Here is a 25,316-nt window from a genome sequence, read left to right as displayed (position 1 = left end):
ACACCCCTTTGCAAGGGGCAGCACTTCCGTGACGTCGCAGATCCCTGCGCGGTTTACACATGGGCGGCACGGCGGATCACCCATATGGCCAGATCTTCACAGCAAGCTCCCCTTGGGGCCAGCGGATCAGGCGGGTGACTGAAACAGCTTGCGCATCACTACTTCCGTGAAGGGCTTTTTCAGGATCACTGGCGGCGGCGCCTCGGCAAATGCCTTTGGGATACGCGATGTTTCCCGCGTCGACATGAGAACCAGCCGACACTCTGGAAACAGCGCGTGGCCAAGACGCAGAATGTCCCACCCAGACGCACCATTATCCAGATTCAGGTCGCTCAACACCAGATCGAACCGAGGCTGCCGCCGTAACTGAGCGATCCCATCCTCATAGGTCGCTGCTCGGACAACGGCATAGCCGAGACGTTCCAAACCCTCTGCGGCAGAGGCCAGATAGGCACGATCATCGTCAACCACCAGCGCATGTCCGGGCTGTGGCATGTCACCGGGTTGGCCAGCCTCATCCGCCAATGCCGGAAAGCTGAGGGTCACGGTCGTGCCCTGGTGGGGCGGTTCTGTTTGCGACTGAAGGCTGAGAAGCCCCCCGGACTGGTGGACAAAGCCATCGACCATCGAAAGCCCCAGTCCGGTCCCATTGCCATCGTCGCGATTGGAGTAGAAGGGTTCGGTCGCATGGCGCAGTACCTCCGGGGGCATGCCGGGGCCATTGTCACGGATCACGAGCTTCGCCTCCTCCCCGCCGCTCACGCGGACATGGATTTTCCCTACCCCGCCAATCGCCTGACCGGCATTGACACAGAGGTTCAGCACCGCGCTTTCCAATTGCCCCGGGTCCACCTTCGCCAGAACCGGATCCTGCGGCACCTCGAAGACCATCTCGACGGTGCTGGGCACCGCGATCTCCAACAGATCGGCCATGCCCTCGACCAACTGCCCGATATCGGTCACCTGCGGTTCAAGATGCTGTTTGCGGGCAAAGGCGAGCAATCTTTCGGTCAGGGACACCCCCAGATCCACCGCCGATCCGATACGGGTCCGAAAATGCTGTGCGGCTTCGGGTTCGGCGGCCTCCAGCAGATGCAGGTTGCCTGAAATGCTGGACAGGATATTGCCAAAGTCATGGGCGATCTCGCCGGACACCTTGCCCAGCGCCTCGACGCGGCGGATTTCCTCCAGCCGCTCCTCCACCTTCTTGCGCTCGGTGGTTTCGGACAGCAGCCAGACCTGTTCCCCATTGGGCAAAAACGAGCGTCGCAGTTCCAGGGTGTTGCCAACGGGATCGGCATAGTCTTCGAATCCGCCGCGCTCAACCGCAGAGGTACGCCGTGAAAAACGGGATTGGGCGATCAGGTCCTGAACCTGGGCGCGGTCGTCTCCTTTTGCAGGGGGCAAGCGCAGAAGCTGGCGCAGATTGTCGTTCTCCGCCTTGATGCGCCCGCTGGCCGAGGTAATGGCCACGCCATCCTTGATGTTGCGAAACACGCGCGAGAACAGCGCGTTCTGATGACCGATCTGCCGGGTCCTGCGCTCCAGTTTGCGGGCGCTCTCCCGGAACACGTGAAAGGCGGCATAGAGCTGGCCGATTTCATCCTGGGAGCTTGGCCCCTGCGGCAGCCCGGTGCGGTGATTGCCCTGCGCCAGCCTGCGCATGGCCGCCGCAATAAGATGCAGGTTGCGGGCAACATAGCGCGACACATATAGCGACGAGGTGATGGCAACCAGCAGGCTTGCCGCGGTCAATGCCAGAAAGGCCTTCCTGGCAAATTGCAGGTTGTCCGATGTCGCCGCCCGCGCCTGCGACAGTCGCGCCTCCGCCTCGGCAACCTTACTTTCGGCAAAGGCGCTGATGCGGCGGGCCTCCTGCCGGATGCGAAACAGCGCGTTTTCCGCATCAAGCCGCGCCGCAAGATCGCGGTGCTTCAGGACAAACAGGCTTTCACTGCGCATTGAAGCCTGATCGATCTCCGCCAAGGTCTGCGCATGCAGCGGCAACAGCTGCGGCGACAGGGCCTCTCTCTGCCCGCTGTAGCGGCGGCTGAACTCTCCGAGCTCTATCAGGGCATTGGCCCGCACCGCCCCGATCGCGCTTGCGGTAAGCTGTTGCAGCCCGGACCATACCTCCCGCTCTGCCAAGGGCAGCCGGGTGTCCCCGGCCAGGCGGCGCAGCCGACCGTCCAGCCGCACCATGTCGCGGTCGATCGCATCAAGGTCGGCCTGCCGAGAGGCCTGTGGCGCCAGGGCGGATGTCAGGTCGTCAATGGCAAACCGAAGCCGGGCCACCGGCAAATCCAGCTTTTGGTCCCCGACCGAGAGCGCCTCGATCCGGCCCAGGTTTTCCAGGACCTTCTGCTTTTCCTGCTGCAATTGGAACGGCGGGAAAAGCGCATAGAGGAACGGCGCCGACGTCGCCAGATCGGCGGATTCCCGGGACAGGTCCAGCGCGTCAGAGACTTCGGCCAGGGTGTCCTTGTGCAGCACGTTCATCCACAGCTCGGTGCGGTTCAGGACAAACAGACCGATCAGGCTGACCAGCAGGATCAGGCCAAACAGGATGGCAATGGCCGCCCACAGGCGAAACCGGACAGTCAGGTTCGACAATCCGAACATCAGCTGCCATCCGGCGACAGGCGAAAAAAGTAACCCTGCGCGCGGCGTGTTTGCAGATGCACCGGCTTGGAGGGGACGGGTTCGATCTTGCGGCGCAGGCGCAGGATCAACACATCGATGGTCCGGTCCACATAGCGCTGCATGTCGGATCCCAGCTCCTGCAGCAATTCCGGACGCGGAATTACCCGGTTGGGATTGCGTATGAAATACTCCAGCAGCCGGTATTCGGCATTGGTCAGGGGGATTTCCTCGCCCTCGGCATCCAGCAGGCGGCGGGCCTGGATATCGATGCGTTTCTGGCCAAAGGCAATGCCCTGACCCGGCACCGCTGCGGGTTTCGCTCCCCCATGCCCATAGCGGCGCAGCACCGCCCGGATACGTGCGACCAGCTCGCGCGGGTTGAACGGTTTGATCAGGTAGTCATCCGCTCCGGTTTCCAGGCCGATGATCTTGTCGATCTCATCGCCCACCCCGGTGAGCATCACGATCGGGATTTCGTAGCGTTCGCGAATGTGGATCGCCAGGGTCAGCCCGGACTCCCCGCGCAGGCGCAGATCGATCAATGCCAGATCCACCGGCGGCGGATCGCCCAGCGCCATGAAGGACGGGATGTCGGGACAGCAGACGGCCGCAAAGCCGCTTTCGCGCATCAAGGCGGAAAGCGTGTCGCGCACGTTCTCGTCGTCGTCCACAATGGCAATGAGCGGCTCGGCCTTGCCCGTCTGCATGCGATCTCTTCCGGTGACTGCCAGCGGCATCAGAATTCCACCGGATGCCGGATTCCCGTTTCAGTGCCGCGATCATCTCAGATTATCAACGGCTGTGACCAGATTTGTAATACTGTTAACACGAAACTGAATTTCCGTCCGTTCCGTTAACAGAACCAGCCTCGCTTGCGTGTCGGACACTCTCTTACCTTGGGCGGGTCAGCGCAATGCCCATTGGCCAATGTCAAAACGGCCATGTCCAAAGGCACGCGTATTTAGGGAGGACACCATGACACCATTTATCACCCGCGCCGCAACGGCGTTGGGCATCCTGACGGTCAGCGCCTTTGCCGCGGCCGCCGAAGACTGCAGCAGCCGTGGCGCATTGGACGAACTCTATTGCGACGCCAATGGCGATCTGGTTGCGGATACCCCGACCGACCCGGCAGAGCTGCGCAACCCGGACACTCTGGTGTTTGCCTATACCCCGGTCGAGGATCCGGCGGTTTACGCGGATATCTGGGCGCCCTTCATCGCCCATATGGAAAAGGTCACCGGCAAGGACGTGCAATTCTTCGCGGTACAGTCCAACTCCGCCGAGGTTGAGGCCATGCGCTCGGGCCGCTTGCATGTGGCAGGCTTCTCCACCGGCCCGACACCCTTTGCGGTGAACCTTGCGGGGGCCGTGCCCTTTGCCATCATGGGCGCCGAGGACGGTCAGTTCGGCTACAAGCTGCAGGTCTTCACCCAGGCCGACAGCGACATCAAAGAGGTCAAGGATCTTGCCGGTCGCCGCGTGGCGCATACCTCGCCGACCTCCAACTCGGGCAACCAGGCGCCGCGCGCCCTGTTCCCCTCGCTGGGCGTGGAGCCGGACAAGGATTACGAGGTCACCTATTCCGGCTCTCATGATCAATCCATGCTTGGGGTTGTCGCAGGCGATTATGACGCCGCGCCGGTTGCCTCCGAAGTGGTGGAGCGCATGGCCGAACGCGGCCTGTACGACCCCGAGGACGTGCGCATGATCTGGGAAAGCGATCCCTTCCCGACGACCTCTTTCACCCTGGCGCATAACCTCGATCCGGAGCTGGCAGGCAAGATCAAGGAAGCCTTCTTCTCCTTCGAGTTCGCCGGCACCAAGCTGGGTGATGAATTTGCCGGTGTCAGCAAGTTCATCCCGATCACCTACAAGGACCAATGGGCGGTCATCCGTCAGATCCAGAAGTCCAACGGCGTGGAATACACGCCTCAGGGCCTGGCCGGGAAGTAACCCAGAAACCATCAAGCCCGGACAGCGTCACAGGCGCTGTCCGGGTGCCTTTTTCGGCCTTGCGCCCGGCTCTATCGGGGCTGCGCGCCACAGGCAGGGCCGCGCCATCTCCGAGAGACCGCAATGCTAAAAATCTCCAACCTCACCAAACGCTACGGATCCGGTGATCCGGTGCTGAAGGAACTGAACCTGACCGTCGAAGGCGACCAGCTGACCTCTGTCATCGGATCTTCCGGGGCCGGCAAAAGCACGCTTCTGCGCTGCATCAACCGGCTTGTGGAACCGACATCGGGCAGCATCGAGTTGAACGGTACGGAATTCACCGCGCTGAACCGCCGCGAGCTGCGCGTTGCCCGCCGCCGCATCGGCATGGTCTTTCAAAGCTTCAACCTGATCGACCGGCTGACCGTGATGGAAAACGTGCAGGCCGGCCGTCTGGGCTATATCTCCACCTGGGCCGCGCTGACCCGCCGCTACCCGCGCGAGGATATCCGCCACGCCTATGAGCTGATGGAACGGGTCGGCATTGCCCATTACGCGAACCGCCGCGCGGATGAACTGTCGGGCGGTGAACGTCAGCGGGTCGGCGTGGTGCGCGCCCTGATGCAGCGCCCCGAGATCCTGCTGGCGGATGAACCCACCGCCTCGCTGGATCCCAAGACCTCGGAACAGATCATGACGCTGCTGCGGGATCTCGCCTCCGAACTGAAGCTGCCGGTGATCATCAACATCCACAATGTGACCGAAGCCAAGGAGTTCAGCGATCGCATCGTCGGCATGCGCTACGGCCGCATCATCTTTGACGGCCAGCCGGACAAGCTGACCAACGCCGAAATGGACGAGATCTACGCGGGGGTGCCCGCGATGGACCGCGCCGAAGTCGGAGCCGTCGCATGAGCATGGCCAAGGACAGCTGGCGCAAGCCACCCTTTATCGCAAACCCGCTGATCCGCTATGGGCTCTATGGCGCGATCCTGATCTACGTGGGTCTCACGCTGGCCACGCTACCGATCGACTGGGAGCGGGTATCGGACGGCATGCGCCGCGCGCAGCGCATCTTCAGCGGCGCCTTCCCACCAAGCTTTGAACGCTCTGGCCTGTTGATCGACGGGTTTCTGGAAAGCCTGAAGATCGCCATCCTGGCCACCGTGGGCGGCATCTTGCTATCGGTGCCCCTCGCCTTCATGGCCGCGCGCAATATCGCGATCAAACCGGTCTACCTGCTGGGCCGCGGCATCATCATCGTGGCGCGCAGCTTTCACCCGGTGATTGTCGCCATCATTTTCGTCAAGGCGGTTGGCTTTGGCCCCTTTGCCGGCGCGCTGACCCTTGTGGTCTATTCCATCGGCTTTGTTGCCAAACTTCTGGCCGAACGGATCGAGGAGATCGATTTCGGCCAGGTCGAGGCCATGCGCTCGGTCGGCGCGGGCTTCATTGCCACACTGGCCTATGCGGTGGTGCCACAGATCATGCCGCGCCTGGTTGGGCTGGGCATCTACCAACTGGACAGCAACCTGCGCGCCTCTGCCGTGGTTGGTATCGTCGGCGCAGGCGGGATCGGCGCCACCCTGGCCAATGCCTTTGGCCGCTACGATTATGACTTTGCCCTCGCCATCACCATGGTCATCGTCGGCGTCATCCTCGTTTCCGAGGCAATCAGCGGCTTTATCAGGAAACGGATCGCATGATGAACACACAACCTTTGCAGCAAACGCTCGATCACTGGTCCCGGTTCACCCTGCGCCAGCGGCTGATGCGCTATGGCGGGCTTGCGCTGACCCTTCTGGTGGTCGCCTGGGCGCTGAGCAGCATCGATGTGATCTGGGAATGGGTCTGGGACGCGCCTGCGCAGATGGGCGATCTCTTTGGCCGCATGATGCCGCCCGACCCCAGCAACCTCCCCTCGATCCTTGAAGCGATCTGGCAGACCGTGAACATCGCCACCCTGGCCACCCTGTTTGCCGTCGTGGTCTCGCTGCCGGTGGCCTATATCTCGGCGCAGAACACCACACCGAACCGGGTGACCCTGTGGATCGGCCGCTTCATCCTGGTGTCGTCCCGTTCGGTCAACACCATCATCTGGGCGCTTCTCTTCGTGGCGATCTTTGGCCCCGGCATCGTGGCGGGCATCGTCGCCATCATGTTCCGCTCCATCGGGTTCCTGGGCAAGCTCCTGGGCGAAGCCATCGAGGAGATCGACCAGAAGCCGGTCGAAGCCCTTGAGGCCTGCGGGGCCTCGCGGTTCAAGATCGTGCTTTATGCCATCGTGCCCCAGGTCATGCCGGCCTTCTTTGCGGTCTCCATCCTGCGCTGGGATATCAATCTGCGCGAATCCACCGTGCTGGGCCTCGTCGGGGCGGGCGGGATCGGCATGATCCTGCAAGGCGCAATCGATACCTTCAACTGGCCCGAGGTCGCCATGGTGCTGCTGACCATCCTGGCGCTGGTGGTCTTTGGCGAGGTCGTGTCCTCTTACCTGCGCAAGAAGATCCTCTGAAACCTGTGGCGGCCATCGGCCATCGGCCGCCACTTTACTAACCAGGCGCGCTTTGCTTGGGCCATCCGGGAGGGCGTTCAGACCGGCTCAGAGTTCCGACAGCACATCGCCAAGGATCCGGCGTTGAAGCAGATCCGGGCCGCAGGTTATACGCGCCGTGGCCGCGGGAGCCGCCTCGGTCGCTGGCTGTGCGGTGTCCAGACAGATCCTGCGCCCTTCCGCGCGAACGCGACCGCGCAGGATCTGTCCCTCAACAAGGTTGGCCTGGATCTCCACATCGGTATCACCCAAGGGTGCCCCGTCATGTGACGGCGAAAGCCCATTGACACCTGGCAGTTTGAAGCCGCGCAGGAAGGCAGGTTCGGCCAAGCGGTGCATATCCGAAAAACACCGGTCATCCGGACGATGACCACCCCACCAAGTCCAATCCGCAACGCCGCTGACCACCGTATCATCCGCGTCCAACCGAACCATCAGGGCCATCTGTCTGACCAGGCAGCCGAACCCTTGGGTGATATAGAGCGGCACCGGATCTTCCGGCGGCAAGCCGGGGATTTCCATCGCCGGGGCGTGAAGAACAAACACCAGCGCCGCCGCGCAATCGTTGCGCTGCAACATCTGGCGCAGGCTTTCCCGCAAAGGAAAATACCCGTCCAGCGTCTCTTCGAAGGCCACGGCCATTGTGGCGCACAGGGAGTCTGCTCCTGTCGGCGGGTGATCAGTAGAGGTTGAAATACTCATCCTGTTCCCACTCGGAGACGGTCATCAGATACCGTTCCCACTCTGCCTTCTTGATATGAGTGAGATAGGTAACAAAGCTCTCCCCAAGCGTCTCCTTGTAAAGTGCGCTCCCTTCCATCGCCTCGACGGCGGCGATCAGGCTTTGCGGCAGTCGCGCGGCATCCTCGGCATAGGGAGAGGCCGTGGGCGCCGGGGGCTGAGCACCGCGCCGCAGGCCATCCGATCCGCTGATGATCTGGGAGGCCAGCGCGAAATAGGGGTTCACGGTGGAATCGGCGACCCGGTTTTCCACCCGGCTGGCCCTGTCGCCCGGCGTCAACAGGGCGCGCACCATGGCACCGCGATTGTCGCGTCCCCAGGCCACCCGGTTGGGGGCCAGCTGGAAGGGCGCATATCGTTTGTACCCATTGACCGTCGGCGTGGTCATCAGGCAAGAGGTCGGCGCATTGTCCAGAAGCCCGGCGATCCAGGCCGCTGCCTCGGGCGTCAATGCACCGGTTTCATCCGGCATGAAGACATTCTCGCCACTGTCATTGGACAACAGCGACTGATGGATATGCCAGCCGTTGGCTGCGGCATTGGGCAGCTTCGGTTTGGCCATGAAACTGGCGTGCAGACCGCGCCGGTGACAGACCTCTTTCACCATGGTGCGAAACAGCACATAGCGGTGCGCCTGCGCCATCGGGTCGGAGGGATCGAAGGTGAATTCGAACTGGCTTGGGCCCATCTCGATCTCAACCGTGCGTGGCGCCAGCCCCATTTGCTGCGCTGTGCGGCGAATGTCATCCAGCAGGGCTTCGGCCGCGCCATAGCGGGTTTCGGTCAGGAACTGCCATCCGGCATTGATGTTGCGGGTGGTGACCGCCGAGGGCGGCATGGTGGCCTGGCGATGGTCAAGCCCGTCATCGACCCGCTCGAAAACCTGGAACTCGGTCTCCAGCCCCATCACGGCGGAAAAGCCCAGCGCCTGCAGACCGGAGATCGCCGTGCCCAGAACCTGGGTCGAGGAAAACGTCACCGGGGTCAATTCCCGATCCAGCACCCGGCAGAGAATGATCCGCGAATGGGGCGACCATGGCACCGGGCAGGCGGTTGCCGGGTCCGGCACCGCAAGAATGTCGCTGGCGCCCTGCAGGGCCATATCGCCGACCGAGACATCATCGCTCCAGACCGGGAAAACGGTTTTATGCGCCGTATCCTTCAGAAGCAGGGTCGAGGGCATGCCAATGCCGCTGGCAAAGGCGGAAGCCAGTGCCGCGGTGACAACCGTCTTGCCGCGCAAGATTCCGTGTTGATCGGCAAAGAGCAGGCGCACGGTTTCAACACCGTCGGCCTCATACTCTGCAACCAGGTTTGCGGCCTGCTCCACCTGCGCATCGCAAAGGGCACCGGCCCGCGCCAGTGCCCCCGATCTGATTTTGTCCAGATGTGAGTTTACCATCGTCAAACGGTCGCGTCCCAGGGGCAGTCCTTGCGGCGTTCCATATCCGCCTGCCAGCTGGCGCCCTGCCAGTCTTCGGTGCTGGCGATGGCGTCATTGGACAGGGGGCCAATGATACCGGCTGCGGCACTGTCCTGCATCGGAAGAGACCCCAGATCGCCACTTTCCAGCGCGGCCATCGCCTTGCGCAGCAGGCGGCGGTTGCGAATGATCGCCACGTCGCTGCGCCCCAGGTGTTCGCGGGTCCGGTCCTGGATGCTGCCCATCATCTCGACCGCCCATTGATCGTGGACATTGATATCCAATCCCATGCCGGTATAGGTCAGTACCTCCTGCTCGGCGGGGTCATAGTGGTAGTCGTTGGCCTTGTTCTTGACCGGCCTGTATTCCGGCAGGTCGTGCTCGGCCAGGCGCTGCTCCCGCATCAGTTCCTTGTTCACCGGTTGGTCGAAGCTGGTGAACATGGTGTACCAATAGCAATTGTGGTCATCGACCGGCACATGCCACTGGGTGATCGTCATTTCGCGGCTCATCGGGATGCAGATCGCGTCGGGGAAGATCGCATTGGTCACCCGCACATGGGTCAAATCCCCCTCCATGTGGCGCAGCGAGGTGATTTTCAGCCCGTAGTCGGTTTCATCCACGGTGATTTCCGGGCGCGGGTATTCGCGCAGCACTCGGGTGATCGGTATCCCGGAATCGGCCGCCGTGTCCCGGAACTGCTTGCCATAGCTGTCCTTGGGGTCCTCGTCCTTAAGGAAGCGGTGCAGGAAACTAGCATGGGCCGGGTCAATGCCGATCTCCAGCGCCTGCAGCCAGTTGCACTCCCACAGCCCCTTGAACGCAAAGACATGGCTGTCGGGCGCGCGGAAACAGTCGAAATTGGGAAACTCCGGCGCCGCGCCCTCGCCAAGAAACGCAAACATGATCCCGCGCTTTTCGTGAACCGGATAGACCGGACCATCGGGGTCCACCTCGACCTGCTCCGGATGGTAGGTCGGGCGTTCGTCGGGGCGCGCCTTGCGCGTCACCAGGCTCCAGTCCCCGGAAGGGGTTTTCACCATGGCCAGACGCTCTCCCAGAAGGTTCACCGGCACCGGTTTGCCTTCAGAAAGCTCGTCCATCAGACAGGCCGGCTGCCAGTATTGCCGCAACACCGCACCGGCCGCGCTGCCAGTGCCGACGCGGGTCAGTTGATCGTTGAGCTGTTGGGGAATCATTGCACCGTCTCCGCGTGTTCCAGGTTGAAGGGTTCCGTCGGCTCCCCCTCACCAACATAGGCATAGATCGCGCCGTTTTGCTCGTAAAGCGGCACCATCGGCGTCTTGATCGCCCGATACATCTTCGATCCCTCCGGTTCCGCCGGTGTTTCCACGCATTGGCCGGTGCGATCAAAATGCCAGCCGTGAAAAGGACAGCGGATGCCGTTATTCTCCAGACGCCCGTAGCACAGGTCCGCCCCGCGGTGCGGACAATGGCGCCCGATCAGCCCCAACTCGCCCTCTTCATCCATGAAAAGCACATAGGGGCGTGAGTCAATCGTGACCGGCAACAGGGGGCGAGGGCTGACAAGATCTGACCGATTTGCGATATACGCCCAATCGGAGGCAAGCCGACTGGAGTTGACGACAATGGTTTTGGCGGGCATATGGCTAACACCTGTGCGTTATTCGAACTGTTGGTCACATATTGAACGTATGGCACGCAGGGCGGAATTGTCAACATGAGACACCCAACATGAGACAACACGGCAGCGCATCGACCTTTTCCAAAGGCTTGCAGGTTCTGGCCTGTTTTGAGGCCAGCCAGCGCAGCTTTACCATGGCCGAGATCTCAAAGATGACCGGGTTTGACCGGGCCACCACGCGGCGCCTGTGTCTCAGCCTTGTGGAAACAGGCTTTCTCACCAAGGGTGAACAAGGCTTGAGCCTGACCCCAAAAATCCTGGCGATTGCTGGCGGGTATCTGGCGGCAAACGACATCGGTCTCTCGGTTCAACCTCTGCTGGACCAGGTTTCCCAGGACTTGTGCGCCGAAGTGTCCCTGGCCGTACGGGACGGGGATCGTGCGATCTATGTGGCCAAGTCCCGCAACGGCGTGGCCCGCGTCACCTTGGGGTTTACGGTCGGCAGCGCCTTGCCACTGCTGCACACCGCGGTGGGGCGCATGAGCCTGGGCGGCTGTGCCCCCGATATCATTGACGGGATCTTTGAGCGGCTCGCCCCGGTGCAATACACGGAAAAGACGGAAACCGACCCGGAGAAGGTCCGCGCAGATATCGCGCAATGCGCCCGGCAGGGCTTCTGCTTCCTGCAGGAGGAGTTCGAGGTCGGCGCCGCCGCGGCGGCCGTTCCGGTGGGGATGCTGAATGGCAGCGCGGCCGTGGTCGGCACCACCACTTCGCTGAACAGATTTGCCGAACCGGAGGATCTGGAGCAGACCCTGGACATCCTGCGCCAGGCCGCCATGTCGCTTCGCCGCCTGTCGATATTTTCCTAACCTCAGGATCCACTGATCATACGCCTTGCAACAGGAGAGCATAACGATGCCGCATCTCATTATCGAACATGGCAACGCAATCGTGACCCCCGAAGACCGGCGCGCCGCATTGGATCTGGCGGTTCACTGCGGTGAGATCTCGGGTGTTATGAAGCGTGACGACATCAAGGTTCGCCTGCATGCCTTTGAAGATTTTCTGGCAGCAGACGGCTGCGAGAGCTTCATACATGTGACCGTCAAACTGCTTGCCGGACGGACGCCCGAACAGAAAGAGCGGCTCGCCACGCTCATCCGGGACCAGTTTGATCACCGTTTTCCGGCAGTGGGCAGTATCAGCGTCGACATTCGGGACATGGATCCCGATGCCTACAAGAAGCGACTGCTTCCTCAACATCCCGGATAGTCTGATCCTCCAACCCGTCGCCCGGCGAGGAAAGGATGGCGATCCGGCAGGGGAAAGCGATCACCGGATCTGCCTCGCCCTGCCCATAGAGAACAGCCCTTCTTAGCCTTTCTGATCCGCCTCTTGCGCTGTTTCAGCGGCGGGATCGGTCTCATCTTCCGAGACCTGATCCTCGGTTTCCGCCATATCCGGCGCGATCAGCTCTGCCTCGGGCATGTCGTCTGGGCGGTCTGCGGGTGGACGGCTCCCGATCAGGGGCAGCATATGGGCGCCGGTTGCGCTGGCGATCTCCGGGGTTTCCGGTCGGCGCCAGCTCAGAGTGTCGAAACTGCTGCAGTTTTCGCAGACCGGCACCCATTCGGCGTGGATGTGATTGCAGCTGTCGCAGATCCATTGCGGGCCGCGTGGCGCATTCAGCGCCCGGGTGAGCCAGCCCTGCACCACCGCATCCGAGGCGCCCTCGCCGCGTTCGATCGCCGCCATCAGTGTAAAGGCCCGCGCATCCGGTGCGCGCTCGACCAGATCGCCCAGCGCCCGGCGCGCCTCGGGGAAGTCCTCGGCCACGATATTGAGTTCCGCCATCACCAGACGGGTTTCCTCGTCATGAGGTTTCAACCGCGCCAGCTGGCCGAAGCGTTTCACGCGCTCGGCAGCGGACTCAGTCGGCGCCACCTCGGCAAAGGCATGGGCCAGATCCGGGTGCGGCTGCGCCTCCCAGGCTTTTTTCAGGATCCGCACCGCGTTGCGGGTCTTGTCCCGCGCGATATAGGCGCGGGCGGCCATGGCGGCGGCAGGCACCAGATCGGGGGACAGGCGGTTGGCCTCGATGGCCTGTTCCTGTTGTTCAATCGTGGCGCCTTTTTCGATCACGCCCCTGGAGGCCGACAGCGCCAGCACCGCGTCACGCCGCTTGAAGACATCGCGCGGCAGGGTACCGGTCTTCAGCTTGGTCGCAAGCGTCTTGCGCGCGCCTGCCCAATCCTCGGCCCGGGCCTGCAGGTGCAGCAGCGTATCCTGCACCTCTTCGTGCTTGGGGCGCAGGGCCAGCGCCTTTTCGGCCAGTTGCCGGGCGGTATCGGTGTCGCCATCCGACAGCTTCTGCTTCATGATCCCACGGATCCCGACGAAGCGCGTGTTCTGATTGCCCAGAAGCCGCTTGTAGGCCTCGGCGGCCTTCTTCGTGTCCCCGGCCATTTCGGCAGCCTGGGCGGTCAGGAGATCGGTCAGCTCGGGTTTTTCCAGATAGCGCGCCGCGCGCGAGGCCTTGGCCAGCGCCAGACGCCCCTCGCCCGAGGCCAGCGCCATCATCCCGTCCGACAGCGCCTGATAGCCCTTCGCCTCGCGCCCCTTGTCGAAATAGCGCGACAGCGCGGTTTCATCCCCATTGAGGAACCGCAGCGTGGCGACCAGCAGCGACAAGAGCTTGAAGAACAGCCAGACCAGCAGCACCAGAACAACAAGGGCCATCACCGATTGCAGCGCGCCAAGGGTGTATTCCGTGCCCGCAACGGTGATCTGCACCCCGCCGGCGGTTTCCATCAGGATCCCGGCGCCCAGGGCCAGAAGCGCGACGATTGCAACAAAGACGAGGATTTTCAGCAGTGACCAGAGCATGGCAGGGTCCCTATTTGGCGTTCAGGCTACGGGAAAGCTCGGCGGCGGCAGACACCGCTGCGATGCGGCTGCGGGCAGCGGCCTCCCAATCGGAAAGAGCCGCGCGGGCAGTGTCGGGCAGAGCGTCAAGTTCCGACAGCGCAGCAGCGATCTTGCCCTGATCGACAAGGGCACCCGCGCGGGACAGCACCGCATCCGGATCATCGCCTTCCCGTGGCGCAACCGACCGTGCGCCCAGATGGCGCTTGACATAGTCCATCACAGTCCCGCTGCCCTTGGCCTCTTCGCGTGCTGCGGCAAGGGCGGTGCGTGCGGCGGGGGCAAATGTGTCGCGCAGGCCGGTGAGGGTAGCCACGCCGCTCTCTGCCGGGCCGGTCAGCGCATCCGGGGCGGTCACGTTCAGGGCCTGCAGTTCAGCGATCAGGGCCGCATAACCGCTGCCATTGTCCAGAGCGGAGCGCAGATGCGCCAGGACTGTTTGGGCGCTGGCAATGCGCGCGGCCTCGGCGCTGGCGGCATCCATCTGGCGCGCCTCTGCCAGCATCTGTTCCACCTCGGCGCGCTGCGCGGCAAGGCTGTCCTGCAATTTCGCCAGCTGTGCATCCACGGCGGCAATCGCTTCCGGAGATCCGGCATCGGCGATCGGGCGCTGTTCCAGCGCGGCCAGCCGGTCGGTGATCGCCGCAAGCTCTGCCTGTAGGGTATCACTTTGCGGTGCAGCTTCAGCGGCGGCAGCAAGAGCCGCATCAAGAGCCTCTAGGCGCGCATTGAGCGGTGCCAGATCCGGGATAGCGAGATTTGAAACCTGGGACTGCAAGGCATCGAGATCAGAGCGCAGCGCAGCTTGCTGTGCCTCAATCGCGGCAACATCCACGGTGGGCGTTTTCAGGCTGGACGGCAGGACAGCATCCAACACGCCGCCCTGACCAAGCACAAAACCGATAACCGCTGCGGCAGCTCCGCCAAGCAGAGCGGCGCCGAACCCACCGCGTTTTTCCACGACACGTTCGATGACCTGTTGCGGTTCAGGCTGGGCGGGCGTGGTGTTTTCAGGCTCTGGCTCTGCGGTCGCTTCGGCTTCGGCTTCGGCTTCGGCTTCGGCTTCGGCTTCGGCTTCGGCTTCGGCTTCGGCTTCGGCTTCGGCTTCGGAAGCCTCAACGACGCTCACCTCTGCGCTGTCAACCGGATCCGGCACGTCCGTTTTGCCATCCTCGGGCGGCGTGACATCGACGATCTCCGCGTCCGTTCCATCATCCGGAGTTTTCTTCTCAGCCACGTCGACCTCCCACTCAAATAACACCGCCTCAAGTCTCGTACGATTCTCGCAGCGTTGTCGCTCAAATCCATGCGCGACACTACTGCCCGCGCGCAGCACCCTCAACCCGAACCAGCCGGGCTGCGGCATCACGAACCAGTGCAGCCATGGCATCGGCTTCCGGCGATGTACATACCTGCAAGTCCTTGCAGTTCAAGGCTTTCAGGGGCTGTTCCACCGCGTGACTGAACGCAATCAAATGCAAATTCGACGCATCCGGGCAGATCTCGGCGAAATGCCGCGCAGTTCGGGGCGAAAAAATTGGCACGATCAGCCTTGTCTGCGCGCGAAATGCGCGCTTTGCCTCATCACTCAGCGGCAAGAGGATCTGATCGTAGACCTCCTGACCCCGGCACGGCAGCCCCGCTGCGGCGAGGCGATCTGCCACATCCCCGCGCGTGTGGCGCCCATGCAGGTGCAACAGGGGGCATTCCGGGCGCAGGTCCTTCAGGGCCTCAATCAACTCCTCTGCCGTTCTGCCGACACTTTGCGCGGACCAGCCCGCCGCGCCCGCCTCTGCCGTGGTGCGGGCACCGACGCAATAGGCGGGCAGATCCACCGGGACACGCCCTTTGGCCGCCGCAACACCATTGCCAGAGGTAAAGATCAGCCCGGCAGTGTCCGATGCATCGATCTCTCCGTGGATGACCTCAATCTCCATCAGCGGGTTGTAGATCACCTCCAATTGCGCAGGGGTTTCAGCGGGCAGATCGGCCACGAAGCGGCGCGCCGAAGCCAGGGGGCGCGTCATCAATAGGCCCACGGCAGGGCTGGTCTTCGCATCGCTCACGTCACGCTCCCGGGATTGTTTGCGGCTGTCATAGGTGGTAGCTGCGGCGCGGAGCTGATGCAACGGTAGCCATATGACACAGAGCCTGACGATCCTCGGACTGGAAAGCAGCTGCGACGATACCGCGGCCGCCGTGGTGCGCCAATCCGATGGGGATATGGCCGAGGTTCTCTCTTCTGTCGTCTTCGGCCAGACCGAGCTGCACAGCGCCTATGGCGGTGTGGTGCCGGAAATCGCCGCCCGCGCCCATGCGGAAAAGCTGGATCTCTGCGTGATCGAGGCGCTGAAAGAGGCGGGCGTCAGCTTTCAGGATCTGGACGCCGTCGCGGTCACCGCAGGTCCCGGCCTGATCGGCGGCGTCATGTCCGGTGTGATGTGCGCCAAGGGGATCGCGGCTGCCACTGGCCTGCCCTTGGTCGGGGTAAACCATCTGGCGGGCCATGCGCTGACGCCGCGGCTGACCGATGACATTGCCTTTCCCTATCTGATGCTGCTGGTGTCCGGCGGACACTGCCAATATCTGATCGTGCGCGGCCATGAGGATTTCACCCGTCTGGGCGGCACCATTGATGACGCTCCGGGCGAAGCCTTTGACAAGACCGCGCGGCTGTTGGGCCTGCCGCAGCCCGGTGGCCCCTCGGTTCAGGCCGAGGCGGAAACCGGAGATCCCAAACGCTTCCGCTTCCCGCGTCCGCTATTGGATCGGCCTGACTGCAACCTGTCCTTTTCCGGCCTGAAAACCGCGCTGATGCGAATGCGCGATCAGATCGTTGCTGAAAAGGGCGGGCTGACGCGGCAGGACCGGGCCGATCTCTGCGCCGGGTTCCAGGCCGCCGTGGTCGACACCCTGGCCGAGAAGACCCGCCGCGCGCTTACGATCTACATGGAGGAAAACCCGGCCACTCCGACCGTTGCCGTGGCCGGCGGTGTCGCTGCCAATACCGCCATCCGTGCCGCCTTGCAGACAGTCTGTGCCGATGCGGGCGCCGCCTTCACCGCGCCGCCCCTGCGCCTGTGCACCGATAACGCCGCGATGATTGCCTATGCCGGACTTGAGCGGTTCAAATCCGGCGCCCGCGATGGGCTGGATCTGACCGCCCGCCCGCGCTGGCCGCTGGATCAGACCAGCCCCGCCCTGATCGGATCGGGCAAGAAGGGGGCCAAGGCATGAGCGTTTCGGTTCTCGGTGCCGGCGCCTTTGGCACGGCGCTTGCCATTTCGCTGGCGGGCAATGGGCCGGTCACCCTTTGGGCCCGCAGCACGACCCATGCAGATCAAATGGCACAGAGTGGCCGCAATGACGCGCGCTTGCCCGGTGTCGATCTGCCGGAAGACCTGCGCGTTACCTCCAATCTGATCGAGGCCGCAACGGCAGACACGATCCTTCTGTCCGTTCCGATGCAGAAGCTGCGCAGCCTGCTGAAAGACAACGCCGCAGTTCTGCAGGGAAAGGTCCTTGTGGCCTGCTGCAAGGGGATTGAACTGTCGACAGGACTTGGCCCCATTGCGGTCATTCGCGACTGCCTGCCGGATGCCCGGCCTGCGCTGCTGACCGGTCCCAGCTTTGCCGCCGATATTGCACGCGGCCTGCCCACCGCGCTGACGCTTGCCTGCGAGGACCGCGATCTGGGCGCCTCCTTGCAGGCAGAGCTGACCACGGCGAACCTGCGCCTCTATCGCACCACCGATACCGTTGGGGCGGAACTGGGTGGCGCCTTGAAGAACGTGATTGCCATCGCCTGCGGTGCTGTGATCGGTGCGGGTCTGGGCGAAAGCGCCCGCGCCGCCCTGATGACCCGTGGATATGCCGAGATGCAGCGCATGGCGCTGGCCTGCGGCGCCCGTGCGGAAACCCTGGCAGGGCTGTCGGGCTTTGGTGATCTCACACTCACCTGCAGTTCGGAACTGTCGCGCAACTACCAGCTTGGCCTTGCCATCGGGCGGGGCGACACCTTCGATCCATCGGTTACAGTCGAAGGGGCGGCCACCGCCCGCGCCACCGCCGACAAGGCCGCCGCGATGGGCCTCGACATGCCGATCACAAGCACTGTCGTGGGCTTGCTCGATGGTGACTTGACGATCCAGGACGCAACCGCTCAACTGCTGTCACGACCACTGAAAGAGGAATGAAATGCTTATTGCATTGATTGCACGCGATAAACCTGGCCACCTGGAAACCCGGAAGGCGAATCGCGCCGCGCATCTGGCCTATATCGACGAGACCGGAGCCGTGGCGCAGGCCGGGCCCTTGCTGGACCAGAACGGCGAAATGGTCGGATCGCTGATCATCCTGGATGTGGAAGACATGGCCGCGGGCGAGACTTGGGCCGCGAATGATCCCTACAACAAGGCGGGCCTGTTTGAAGCGGTCGAGTTGATCACCTGGAAAAAGGTCGTCGGCTGATGGCCTATTGGCTGTTCAAATCCGAACCCTCGACCTGGAGCTGGCAAGATCAGCAAGCCAAGGGAGACGCGGGGGAGGAATGGGACGGCGTGCGCAATTACCAGGCGCGCAATTTCATGCGGCAGATGAAACTCGGCGATCGCGGCTTCTTCTATCACTCTCAAAAGGAGAAATCCGTGGTCGGTATCGTCGAGGTCTGTGCCGAGGCGCATCCCGACAGCACAAGTGACGACGACCGCTGGGACTGCGTGGACATCCGTGCGATCCGATCCTTTGAACACCCCGTCTCCCTGGCGCAGATCAAGGCGGATCCGCGCCTTGCCGAGATGGCGCTGGTCAAAAGCTCTCGCCTGTCGGTGCAACCTGTCACGGATGAGGAATGGCGCGTGGTCTGTGCCCTGGGCGGCACGAACGCCGAGTGAACCCGTTTCACGCCCGAAACGCAGCCCATAAACCGAAAAAGGGAAGACCCTGTGAAAGCAGGACCTTCCCTTCACCCCGCGTGCTCCGTAGCCACCACACGCGTATGAGAAATTCGGTTCCTGCCTTCCTGGCGGGTTGATCCCTTGATAGCCCGAAGGCGCTGGATCGCGCAACTGAATAGACCGGACAATACCTTTAAAATACGACGGGTATTGAGGCGATCTGCACCAAACCATTGACCGCGCCATTGAAGGTTTGCGCCGCGCGCGCCAAGCGGATAGGCAGGGGCAAAATCGCCGCAAGACCCGGATTCACCCGATGCCCCCAAAACCCGTCCGCGCCTGGCAACGCATGTTGTCCGGGCGCCGCCTTGACCTTCTGGACCCCACCCCCGTCGATATCGAGATCGAAGATATCGCCCACGGGCTGGCCTTTGTGGCGCGTTGGAACGGCCAGACCCAGGGCGATTTTGCCTATACCGTGGCTGAGCATTCTCTATTGGTCGAAACCCTGTTCACCCGCCTTTACCCCAAAGTGCCGGTGAAATGGCGCCTGGCCGCATTGCTGCACGATGCGCCGGAATATGTGATCGGCGACATGATTTCCCCGGTGAAGGCCGCGGTCGGCCCCGGCTATGAAGAGCTGGATCAGCGGCTGACCACGGCAATCCACGTGCGCTTTGGCCTGCCCGCCGCCCTGCCCAAGACCATCAAGTCCAAGATCAAACGCGCCGACAAGATCAGCGCCTGGATGGAAGCGGTGCAGATCGCGGGGTTTTCGGAAGCCGAAGCCAACAAGTTCTTTGGCCGCGTGGATCAGCAGGTCATCGGCGACCTTTCCATTCACCTGCGCCCGCCGGTCGAGGTGCGCCGTGATTTCGTGGCCCGCCACGCAGAGCTTCTGGCGCAGATCTAGACCTCTGCGCTTTTTGTCTCGCGCCGGGCGCGGCGGGTCCGGCGCGCCTCTCGGACCCTTTGCTGTTTGAACTCGGGCGATTCGATGAAACGGTCCCCGCCGCCAAACCCCTTGTCCAACAGGATCTGGCTGCGTTCTTTATCGCTCAGCACCGGCCATTTGGCATCGGGTGAAATGAACCCGTGTTGCGCCAGGGCCCGTCCGATCAGCGAATGATCAATCTCGCCAAAACTGTTGCGGCTGGATTTTGGCTTGTCCTTGGGCACCCATTCGGTCCTCAACCCGCCGATCACCAGCGGGGTGCACTTGCAGAAATGCGCCACGTTGGCCGCCAGGAGGTTGTGCGCGCCCGACCGCCGCCGCAGCACGATGGCAACCTTCTGATCCGGGCGGCCCACCATGGCATAGAGATGGATCGCCGACCCATCCGCAGCGATCACCTGTTTCGCAGCCTTGTAGCGCGCCAGCTGTTCCGACAGGCTGTGATCCTGCGGGTGAAAGATCTCATAGCCTTCGGCGCGCAGCCGCTCTTCCATCTGTTCTTCGCCCAGCAGCCCACCCTTGCCGAGGCCAAGCTTGGAGCGGGAGATATAGATCTTCTCAGGCCCTTCGGGTTTTACATCACGGGCAAAGCGGCTGTGCACCGCGTTGCGGAACTTGCGCGTGCCTTGGGTGATCTGCCCCAGGCCAAATCCCTGCCCCGGCACCACGAGTTCCTCCACCCGGCTCGGTTCGGCGACAACGCGGATCGGCAGGCCGGGCGCGAAAAGATCGATGAACTCATGCTGATAGCCGTGCGTTTCATCCCCGACAGAGGGGCGCTTGGGGATGAACAGGATCCCGTCCACCGGCTGATCGAGATGCGCCAGCGCCCATAGGCGAGAGGAGCTTTCCACCAGGAAATGCCCGAAATGCACCCAGAGCACACCGCCCCACAGCCAGCGCCCGGAAATCGTTTCCTTGATCTCCTCTGGCTGGTCCGGCGCGATGGTGATGGGGCGAAACTTGCGCCAGAGCGCAGCTTCGGGACAGTAGCTCCCATCGGCCTTCAGGACACCGGCCTGCTGCACGAGGGCGCTTTCGACCGGGGGCACAACGCAGGCGTCTTGCAGGGTCAGGATCTGTTCCGACCAGCCACCGCCCGGCAGCGGTTGATCTTCTGGTCCGGTGCCAAGCTCTGTCATCTGCCGTCCTACCGTGGAATGCGCCGCTTATTTCGGGCTGCGTTTGGCCAGGATCCGCTGCAGGGTCCGCCGGTGCATGTTCAACCGTCGCGCGGTTTCCGAGACATTGCGGTCGCACAGCTCGTAGATCCGCTGGATATGTTCCCAACGCACGCGATCCGCGCTCATCGGGTTTTCCGGCGGCGGCGGCAGTTCATCGGCCGAGGCCAGAAGCGCATTTGTGATATCCGTCGCATCGGCAGGCTTGGACAGGTAATCCGTCGCGCCGATCTTGACCGCGGCCACGGCGGTGGCGATGGCGCCATAGCCCGTCAGCACCACAACCCGGCTATCGGGGCGTTTTTCGCGCAGCACCTCGACCACATCGAGACCATTGCCATCCTCAAGCCGCAGGTCGACCACGGCATAGGCAGGCGGGCGAGCGGTGGCGATGGCACTGCCTGCCGCCACAGATCCAGCCGTCTCTACGTCGAAACCGCGTTTCTCCATGGCCTTGGCCAGGCGCCGCAGAAATGGTTCATCATCATCGACCAACAAAAGCGATTTGTCCGGCCCGATGTCCCTTTGCGTCGCTTCGCCCATGACCGCTCCTCCGCGTTCGTTCATCATATTCTTGTTTTTGATATTAAACGCCGGGTGGCAAAGGTCAAATACCAGAACGGCTTACATGTTGTCGATGAAACAGCCGATCTTGTCAGCAACCTGTTCGGGCGTGTCGTCGCGGCGGAAGAATTCCACAAAGCCTTCCTCGGGCAGGACCAGGTAGGCGAAGGTGGAGTGATCCACCAGGTAATACTCCTCGTCCCCGTCCTGTTTCTTGTAATAGGTCTTGTAGGCTTGGCTGGCGGCCTTGATCTGCTCGGGCGAGCCGGTGAGACCGATCATCTTCTCATGCATGTTATAGGCAAAATCCCCCACCACTTCGGGCGTGTCGCGTTCGGGATCGATAGAGATGAACACCGGAGTCACGCTATAGCCGCGCTCGGCCAGAACATCGATCGCCTCGGCATTGCGCGACACATCCAGCGGGCAGACATCGGGGCAGAAGGTATAGCCGAAGTACAACAGCGAGGGCTCGGTGATCACATCCTTGTCGGTGACCGTCTCGCCCTTGGCATTGAGCAGTTCGAAGGGACCACCGATGGCACCCGCGCCGCCGGCAATCTGGCTGCTGCGGCACTGGGCGAACTTGTCGTCACTATCGCCCGGTCGGGTCAGGAACCAGGTGCCCCCGGCCAGGGCGGCGATGAACAGGGCGGCAAGCAATGCGTAGAGACGGGTCATTTGATCACACTTTGCGACAGGGTTGAGTTGTTGATCGTTTGCGGCGCCAGACCTATCAAGAAACTCAGCCGATGCAACTGGCGCACGGCGTCACACCGCCGATGGCGCGTGATCGTGATAACGTGCGGCAAATCAGGAGGCCCGGATGAGCGAGACCCAATTTGGCCTGATGCAGGGCCAGGAGCGCAGCCACTGGATTCGTCTGCGAACGCTGATCCTGCTGCGATGGGTGGCCCTTGCCGGGCAGATCACCGCGATCCTGGTCGCCCAGTACATATACAAGCTGCAGCTGGAACTGATCCTGTGCTTTGCCGCGGTCGGGGTCGCGATCCTTGGCAATCTGATCGTCACCTTGATGTTCCCCGAGAACAAGCGACTTTCAGAATTTGAAAACTTCCTCATGGTCCTCTTCGACCTGCTGCAGCTGTCCTTTTTACTTTACCTTACCGGCGGCCTGCACAATCCCTTTGCCTTGCTGGTCCTCGCGCCGGTCACGATTTCCGCTGCCATGATGGGGCTGCGATCGACCCTGATCATCGGCGGAGCGGCGATCATTCTGGTCACGTTGATGGCCGAGTTTCACATCTCCCTGCGCACCGAACAGGGGTTCCTGTTGCGCATTCCGGATATCTTCGTTTTTGGCAACTGGACGGCCATTGTCATCGCCATCCTGTTCATCGGCGCCTATTCCTTTCGGATCAGCGCCGAAATCCGCAGCATGTCCGACGCGCTTGCCGCGACTCAGCTGGCGCTGTCGCGGGAACAGAAACTGACCGATCTGGGCGGTGTGGTTGCGGCTGCCGCGCATGAGTTGGGCACCCCCCTTGCGACGATCAAACTTACCAGCGCCGAACTTCTGGACGAGTTGGAAGACCGCCCCGACCTGCGCGAGGATGCCGCCCTGATCCGCGAACAGGCCGACCGTTGCCGGGATATCCTGCGCAGTATGGGACGAGCCGGAAAAGACGATCTGCACCTGCGTCAGGCGCCCCTGTCCACGGTGATCCACGAAGCCGCCGAGCCGCATGTAAATCGCGGCAAGACAATCATCTTCCACGAAGCACCGCTGGCCGAGGACAACCTGCAGCAGCCCAAGATCCTGCGCAAACCCGAGATCATCCACGGGCTGCGCAACCTCATCCAAAACGCGGTGGATTTCGCGGGCAGCACCGTCTGGATCGATGCCGCCTGGGATGATGACAGGATCACCATCACGATCAGCGACAACGGGCGCGGCTATCCCACGCAGATGCTGGGGCGGATCGGCGATCCCTTTGTGCGGCGGCGACGCAGTTCCTCGGAACGCAGACAGCGCCCCGCCTACGAGGGCATGGGACTGGGTCTCTTCATCGCCAAGACCCTGCTGGAACGCAGCGGCGCTTCCTTACGGTTTACCAATGGATCAAACCCACTGCCGGGCCTTGCCCTGCCGAAGGAACGGCGCGGCGCTATCGTTGAGGTTGTATGGCCTCGCGCTCAGGTTGACGCGATTCGCGGCGAGAACGCCGTTCCGACCGGAGAAAACAGACGAATAGAATTTTAACTATTCATTTTTTGGCAACTAATTAAACTTCGCTTAACCATTATTGGTGAACCATTGGTAAAACGATACGCTAGCAAGGCAGAACAAGATGCAGAACATCGTTTCGATCGAATGGTTGGTTTTGGCAGCCCTCTGTGCGGCAACCGCAGCCGTCGCGGTCTGGTGGCTGTCCCCCGGCACCCACGGCAAATCGCTGGAGCAGGACCTGCTGTCCAGTGACGGGCGGACCGATGCGGTGTTCCTGTTCGACGACACCACTCTGATTGGATGGTCATCGGGCGCGCGCAAGTTCATCGGCGAACATGCCGAAAGCTTCAGCTGGAACATGCTGCGCGATCAGCTTGCCCGCAACTATCCCGGCCTGCCGCAATCCCCCGGTTTCCTGAAGGATGTCGGCCCGCTGGTCCTCTCGGGTACCGCCGCCGCCGAAAGCCGCGAAGCGCACTGCGAATGGATCGACGGGATCACCCGCGTGCAATTGCGCCGCTCCACCCTGGAAGAGCAGAACCGGTCCCTGGATCAGGAGCTGACCACCCTGCGCGCCGCCGTCCATCAGGCGCCCTACCCGGTCTGGCTGCAATCGGACGAAGGCGCGATCACCTGGTCGAACCTTGCCTATGACAACCTCATCCACAAGATCCGCGGCCGCGAGTCGGACGTGACGGACCCCTTGTTCACCAATCTTGAAAAGCCGAAATTCAGCGGCAAGCCCGAGCGGATCTCGATCCCGCTGCCCGAGAGCAATAAGCAGCTCTGGTACAATATCTCCACCACGGAAACCGAGGCCGGCTGGCTGTGCCATGCGGTCGATGTGAACGCGGTGGTGGATGCCGAAGTGGCCCAGCGCAACTTCGTGCAGACCCTGGCAAAGACATTCGCCCAGCTCTCCATCGGTCTTGCGATCTTCGACCGCAACCGTCAGCTGGTTCTGTTCAACCCGGTTCTGGTCGATCTGACCGCCCTGTCGCCGGATTTCCTCAGCTCGCGCCCCAATCTGATGAGCTTTTTCGACCGCCTGCGCGATCAGCGCATGATGCCGGAACCGAAGGACTATACCAGCTGGCGCCAGCAGATCGAAGAGCTGCTCGCCGCCGCCGCCGAGGGCCGCTATCAGGAAACATGGTCGCTGCCGTCGGGGTCTGTCTACTCCGTGTCGGGCCGCCCGCATCCCGATGGAGCCATCGCCTTCCTCTTCGAGGACATCACCGCCGAGGTGACCCTCACCCGTCAGTTCCGCTCCGAGCTGGAGATGGGTCAGTCGATCATGGATCAGATGGACGAAGCCATCGCGGTCTTTGCCAATGATGGCACCATGACCTTCTCCAACACCGCCTATCACGGTCTTTGGAAGATGGATCCCGATGCCAGCTTTGCCAAAGTGTCGATCATGGATGCCAGCCGTGTCTGGCAGGACACCTGTGCTCCCACGCCGGCCTGGGGCGAGATCCGCGATTTCGTGGCCGCCAGCGAGACACGTCAGCCCTGGTGGGCAAAGGTGAAGCTGCGCGACGGCACCCCGCTGATGTGTAAGGTCACCGGCATCCAGAACGGCGCCACCATGGTCAGCTTCCGCAATCCGCAGGCCAGCCTGCCGCGCGCCGATCAGGAACGTTTCGCGATCACTGATCAGAGCTGAGATGCAATCCCGTCCGGCGCCCCATGCG

The 25,316-nt window shown here is 62.5% G+C and carries 25 protein-coding genes; 13 read left to right on the top strand and 12 right to left on the bottom strand.

Features of this window, described 5'->3' with window-relative positions:
- Positions 1 to 126 precede the first annotated feature (126 nt).
- Complete coding sequence (locus tag PXK01_RS16475; protein ID WP_274860916.1) at positions 127 to 2,622, bottom strand: ATP-binding protein; 2,496 nt, start codon at positions 2,620 to 2,622, stop codon at positions 127 to 129.
- Positions 2,622 to 3,350 (bottom strand): response regulator, encoded by a 729-nt coding sequence (locus tag PXK01_RS16470; RefSeq protein ID WP_274849620.1) that lies wholly within the window; start codon positions 3,348 to 3,350, stop codon positions 2,622 to 2,624. The genes PXK01_RS16475 and PXK01_RS16470 overlap by 1 nt, the downstream gene beginning before the upstream one ends.
- Before the next feature lie 268 nt (positions 3,351 to 3,618).
- Here PXK01_RS16470 and phnD point away from each other — a divergent pair, with 268 nt between their 5' ends.
- The 4 genes from phnD (at position 3,619) to phnE (PXK01_RS16450) (ending at position 7,096) form a co-directional block, all read left to right on the top strand.
- The gene (phnD, locus tag PXK01_RS16465; protein WP_274849621.1) at positions 3,619 to 4,599 is read left to right on the top strand and encodes a phosphate/phosphite/phosphonate ABC transporter substrate-binding protein; all 981 of its coding nucleotides are present in this window, start codon (positions 3,619 to 3,621) and stop codon (positions 4,597 to 4,599) included.
- A 123-nt stretch (positions 4,600 to 4,722) separates the two neighbouring features.
- Positions 4,723 to 5,496, top strand: a complete 774-nt coding sequence (phnC, locus tag PXK01_RS16460) for a phosphonate ABC transporter ATP-binding protein (RefSeq protein WP_274860915.1) — start codon at positions 4,723 to 4,725, stop codon at positions 5,494 to 5,496.
- The gene (phnE, locus tag PXK01_RS16455) at positions 5,493 to 6,287 is read left to right on the top strand and encodes a phosphonate ABC transporter, permease protein PhnE (RefSeq protein ID WP_274849623.1); all 795 of its coding nucleotides are present in this window, start codon (positions 5,493 to 5,495) and stop codon (positions 6,285 to 6,287) included. Before phnC ends, phnE (PXK01_RS16455) begins: the two co-directional genes overlap by 4 nt.
- Entirely contained in the window at positions 6,287 to 7,096 is an 810-nt protein-coding gene (gene phnE / locus PXK01_RS16450) for a phosphonate ABC transporter, permease protein PhnE (RefSeq protein WP_446728459.1), read from the top strand. Before phnE (PXK01_RS16455) ends, phnE (PXK01_RS16450) begins: the two co-directional genes overlap by 1 nt.
- 87 nt (positions 7,097 to 7,183) lie before the next feature.
- Here the strand turns inward: phnE (PXK01_RS16450) and PXK01_RS16445 are convergent, their stop codons facing one another.
- From PXK01_RS16445 to PXK01_RS16430, 4 genes are read right to left on the bottom strand one after another with little or no spacing between them, the layout of a single operon-like run.
- The gene (locus PXK01_RS16445; protein WP_274860913.1) at positions 7,184 to 7,777 is read right to left on the bottom strand and encodes a hypothetical protein; all 594 of its coding nucleotides are present in this window, start codon (positions 7,775 to 7,777) and stop codon (positions 7,184 to 7,186) included.
- Positions 7,778 to 7,814: 37 nt separating this feature from the next.
- The gene (locus PXK01_RS16440) at positions 7,815 to 9,278 is read right to left on the bottom strand and encodes a glutamine synthetase family protein (RefSeq protein ID WP_274860912.1); all 1,464 of its coding nucleotides are present in this window, start codon (positions 9,276 to 9,278) and stop codon (positions 7,815 to 7,817) included.
- Positions 9,279 to 9,280: 2 nt separating this feature from the next.
- Positions 9,281 to 10,498 carry an aromatic ring-hydroxylating dioxygenase subunit alpha gene (locus PXK01_RS16435; RefSeq protein WP_274860911.1) on the bottom strand — a complete coding sequence of 406 codons (1,218 nt, stop codon included), beginning with the start codon at positions 10,496 to 10,498 and terminating at the stop codon, positions 9,281 to 9,283.
- Complete coding sequence (locus PXK01_RS16430) at positions 10,495 to 10,926, bottom strand: Rieske 2Fe-2S domain-containing protein (RefSeq protein WP_274849628.1); 432 nt, start codon at positions 10,924 to 10,926, stop codon at positions 10,495 to 10,497. The genes PXK01_RS16435 and PXK01_RS16430 overlap by 4 nt, the downstream gene beginning before the upstream one ends.
- A gap of 89 nt (positions 10,927 to 11,015) precedes the next feature.
- Here PXK01_RS16430 and PXK01_RS16425 point away from each other — a divergent pair, with 89 nt between their 5' ends.
- Positions 11,016 to 11,777, top strand: coding sequence for an IclR family transcriptional regulator domain-containing protein (locus PXK01_RS16425; protein WP_274860910.1), 762 nt, complete (start codon positions 11,016 to 11,018; stop codon positions 11,775 to 11,777).
- A gap of 46 nt (positions 11,778 to 11,823) precedes the next feature.
- Positions 11,824 to 12,180 (top strand): 5-carboxymethyl-2-hydroxymuconate Delta-isomerase, encoded by a 357-nt coding sequence (locus PXK01_RS16420; protein WP_274860909.1) that lies wholly within the window; start codon positions 11,824 to 11,826, stop codon positions 12,178 to 12,180.
- Positions 12,181 to 12,282: 102 nt separating this feature from the next.
- Here PXK01_RS16420 and PXK01_RS16415 read toward each other — a convergent pair whose 3' ends face one another.
- From PXK01_RS16415 to PXK01_RS16405, 3 genes are all read right to left on the bottom strand, one after another.
- On the bottom strand, positions 12,283 to 13,794 hold the full coding sequence (locus PXK01_RS16415; protein ID WP_274860908.1) for a heme biosynthesis protein HemY: 1,512 nt from the start codon (positions 13,792 to 13,794) through the stop codon (positions 12,283 to 12,285).
- 10 nt (positions 13,795 to 13,804) lie between these two features.
- A complete protein-coding gene (locus PXK01_RS16410; RefSeq protein WP_274860907.1) occupies positions 13,805 to 15,070 on the bottom strand; it encodes a hypothetical protein in 1,266 nt (421 codons plus the stop codon).
- 79 nt (positions 15,071 to 15,149) lie between these two features.
- Positions 15,150 to 15,899, bottom strand: a complete 750-nt coding sequence (locus tag PXK01_RS16405; protein WP_274860906.1) for a uroporphyrinogen-III synthase — start codon at positions 15,897 to 15,899, stop codon at positions 15,150 to 15,152.
- Between the two features lie 73 nt (positions 15,900 to 15,972).
- Between PXK01_RS16405 and tsaD the strand changes: the two genes are divergently transcribed.
- The 5 genes from tsaD (at position 15,973) to PXK01_RS16380 (ending at position 19,641) form a co-directional block, all read left to right on the top strand.
- Complete coding sequence (gene tsaD / locus PXK01_RS16400; RefSeq protein ID WP_274860905.1) at positions 15,973 to 17,070, top strand: tRNA (adenosine(37)-N6)-threonylcarbamoyltransferase complex transferase subunit TsaD; 1,098 nt, start codon at positions 15,973 to 15,975, stop codon at positions 17,068 to 17,070.
- The gene (locus PXK01_RS16395) at positions 17,067 to 18,029 is read left to right on the top strand and encodes an NAD(P)H-dependent glycerol-3-phosphate dehydrogenase (RefSeq protein WP_274860903.1); all 963 of its coding nucleotides are present in this window, start codon (positions 17,067 to 17,069) and stop codon (positions 18,027 to 18,029) included. The genes tsaD and PXK01_RS16395 overlap by 4 nt, the downstream gene beginning before the upstream one ends.
- A 1-nt stretch (position 18,030) precedes the next feature.
- A complete protein-coding gene (locus PXK01_RS16390) occupies positions 18,031 to 18,303 on the top strand; it encodes a YciI family protein (protein ID WP_274860902.1) in 273 nt (90 codons plus the stop codon).
- Positions 18,303 to 18,725 (top strand): EVE domain-containing protein, encoded by a 423-nt coding sequence (locus PXK01_RS16385; protein ID WP_274860901.1) that lies wholly within the window; start codon positions 18,303 to 18,305, stop codon positions 18,723 to 18,725. The genes PXK01_RS16390 and PXK01_RS16385 overlap by 1 nt, the downstream gene beginning before the upstream one ends.
- Positions 18,726 to 19,044: 319 nt before the next feature.
- The gene (locus PXK01_RS16380; RefSeq protein ID WP_274860899.1) at positions 19,045 to 19,641 is read left to right on the top strand and encodes an HD domain-containing protein; all 597 of its coding nucleotides are present in this window, start codon (positions 19,045 to 19,047) and stop codon (positions 19,639 to 19,641) included.
- On the opposite strand, the gene PXK01_RS16375 is transcribed toward PXK01_RS16380, so the two are convergent.
- The 3 genes from PXK01_RS16375 to PXK01_RS16365 all read right to left on the bottom strand — a co-directional run bounded on the left by PXK01_RS16375 (position 19,638) and on the right by PXK01_RS16365 (position 22,109).
- The gene (locus PXK01_RS16375) at positions 19,638 to 20,825 is read right to left on the bottom strand and encodes a glycosyltransferase family 61 protein (RefSeq protein WP_274860897.1); all 1,188 of its coding nucleotides are present in this window, start codon (positions 20,823 to 20,825) and stop codon (positions 19,638 to 19,640) included. The genes PXK01_RS16380 and PXK01_RS16375 overlap by 4 nt on opposite strands.
- A gap of 27 nt (positions 20,826 to 20,852) precedes the next feature.
- Positions 20,853 to 21,407, bottom strand: a complete 555-nt coding sequence (locus tag PXK01_RS16370; protein ID WP_274849640.1) for an ActR/PrrA/RegA family redox response regulator transcription factor — start codon at positions 21,405 to 21,407, stop codon at positions 20,853 to 20,855.
- An 81-nt stretch (positions 21,408 to 21,488) separates the two neighbouring features.
- Positions 21,489 to 22,109, bottom strand: coding sequence for an SCO family protein (locus tag PXK01_RS16365; protein WP_274860896.1), 621 nt, complete (start codon positions 22,107 to 22,109; stop codon positions 21,489 to 21,491).
- Between the two features lie 145 nt (positions 22,110 to 22,254).
- Between PXK01_RS16365 and regB the strand changes: the two genes are divergently transcribed.
- Positions 22,255 to 23,652, top strand: coding sequence for a sensor histidine kinase RegB (gene regB / locus PXK01_RS16360; RefSeq protein ID WP_274860895.1), 1,398 nt, complete (start codon positions 22,255 to 22,257; stop codon positions 23,650 to 23,652).
- Between the two features lie 88 nt (positions 23,653 to 23,740).
- Positions 23,741 to 25,288, top strand: a complete 1,548-nt coding sequence (locus PXK01_RS16355; RefSeq protein ID WP_274860893.1) for a PAS-domain containing protein — start codon at positions 23,741 to 23,743, stop codon at positions 25,286 to 25,288.
- Positions 25,289 to 25,316: the final 28 nt, after the last annotated feature.

This window comes from Phaeobacter sp. PT47_59 (assembly GCF_028890025.1).
Taxonomy (GTDB): domain Bacteria; phylum Pseudomonadota; class Alphaproteobacteria; order Rhodobacterales; family Rhodobacteraceae; genus Phycobacter.
The sequence above is the reverse complement of the archived record's forward strand: the minus strand, read 5'-3'. Positions and strand labels throughout refer to the sequence as shown.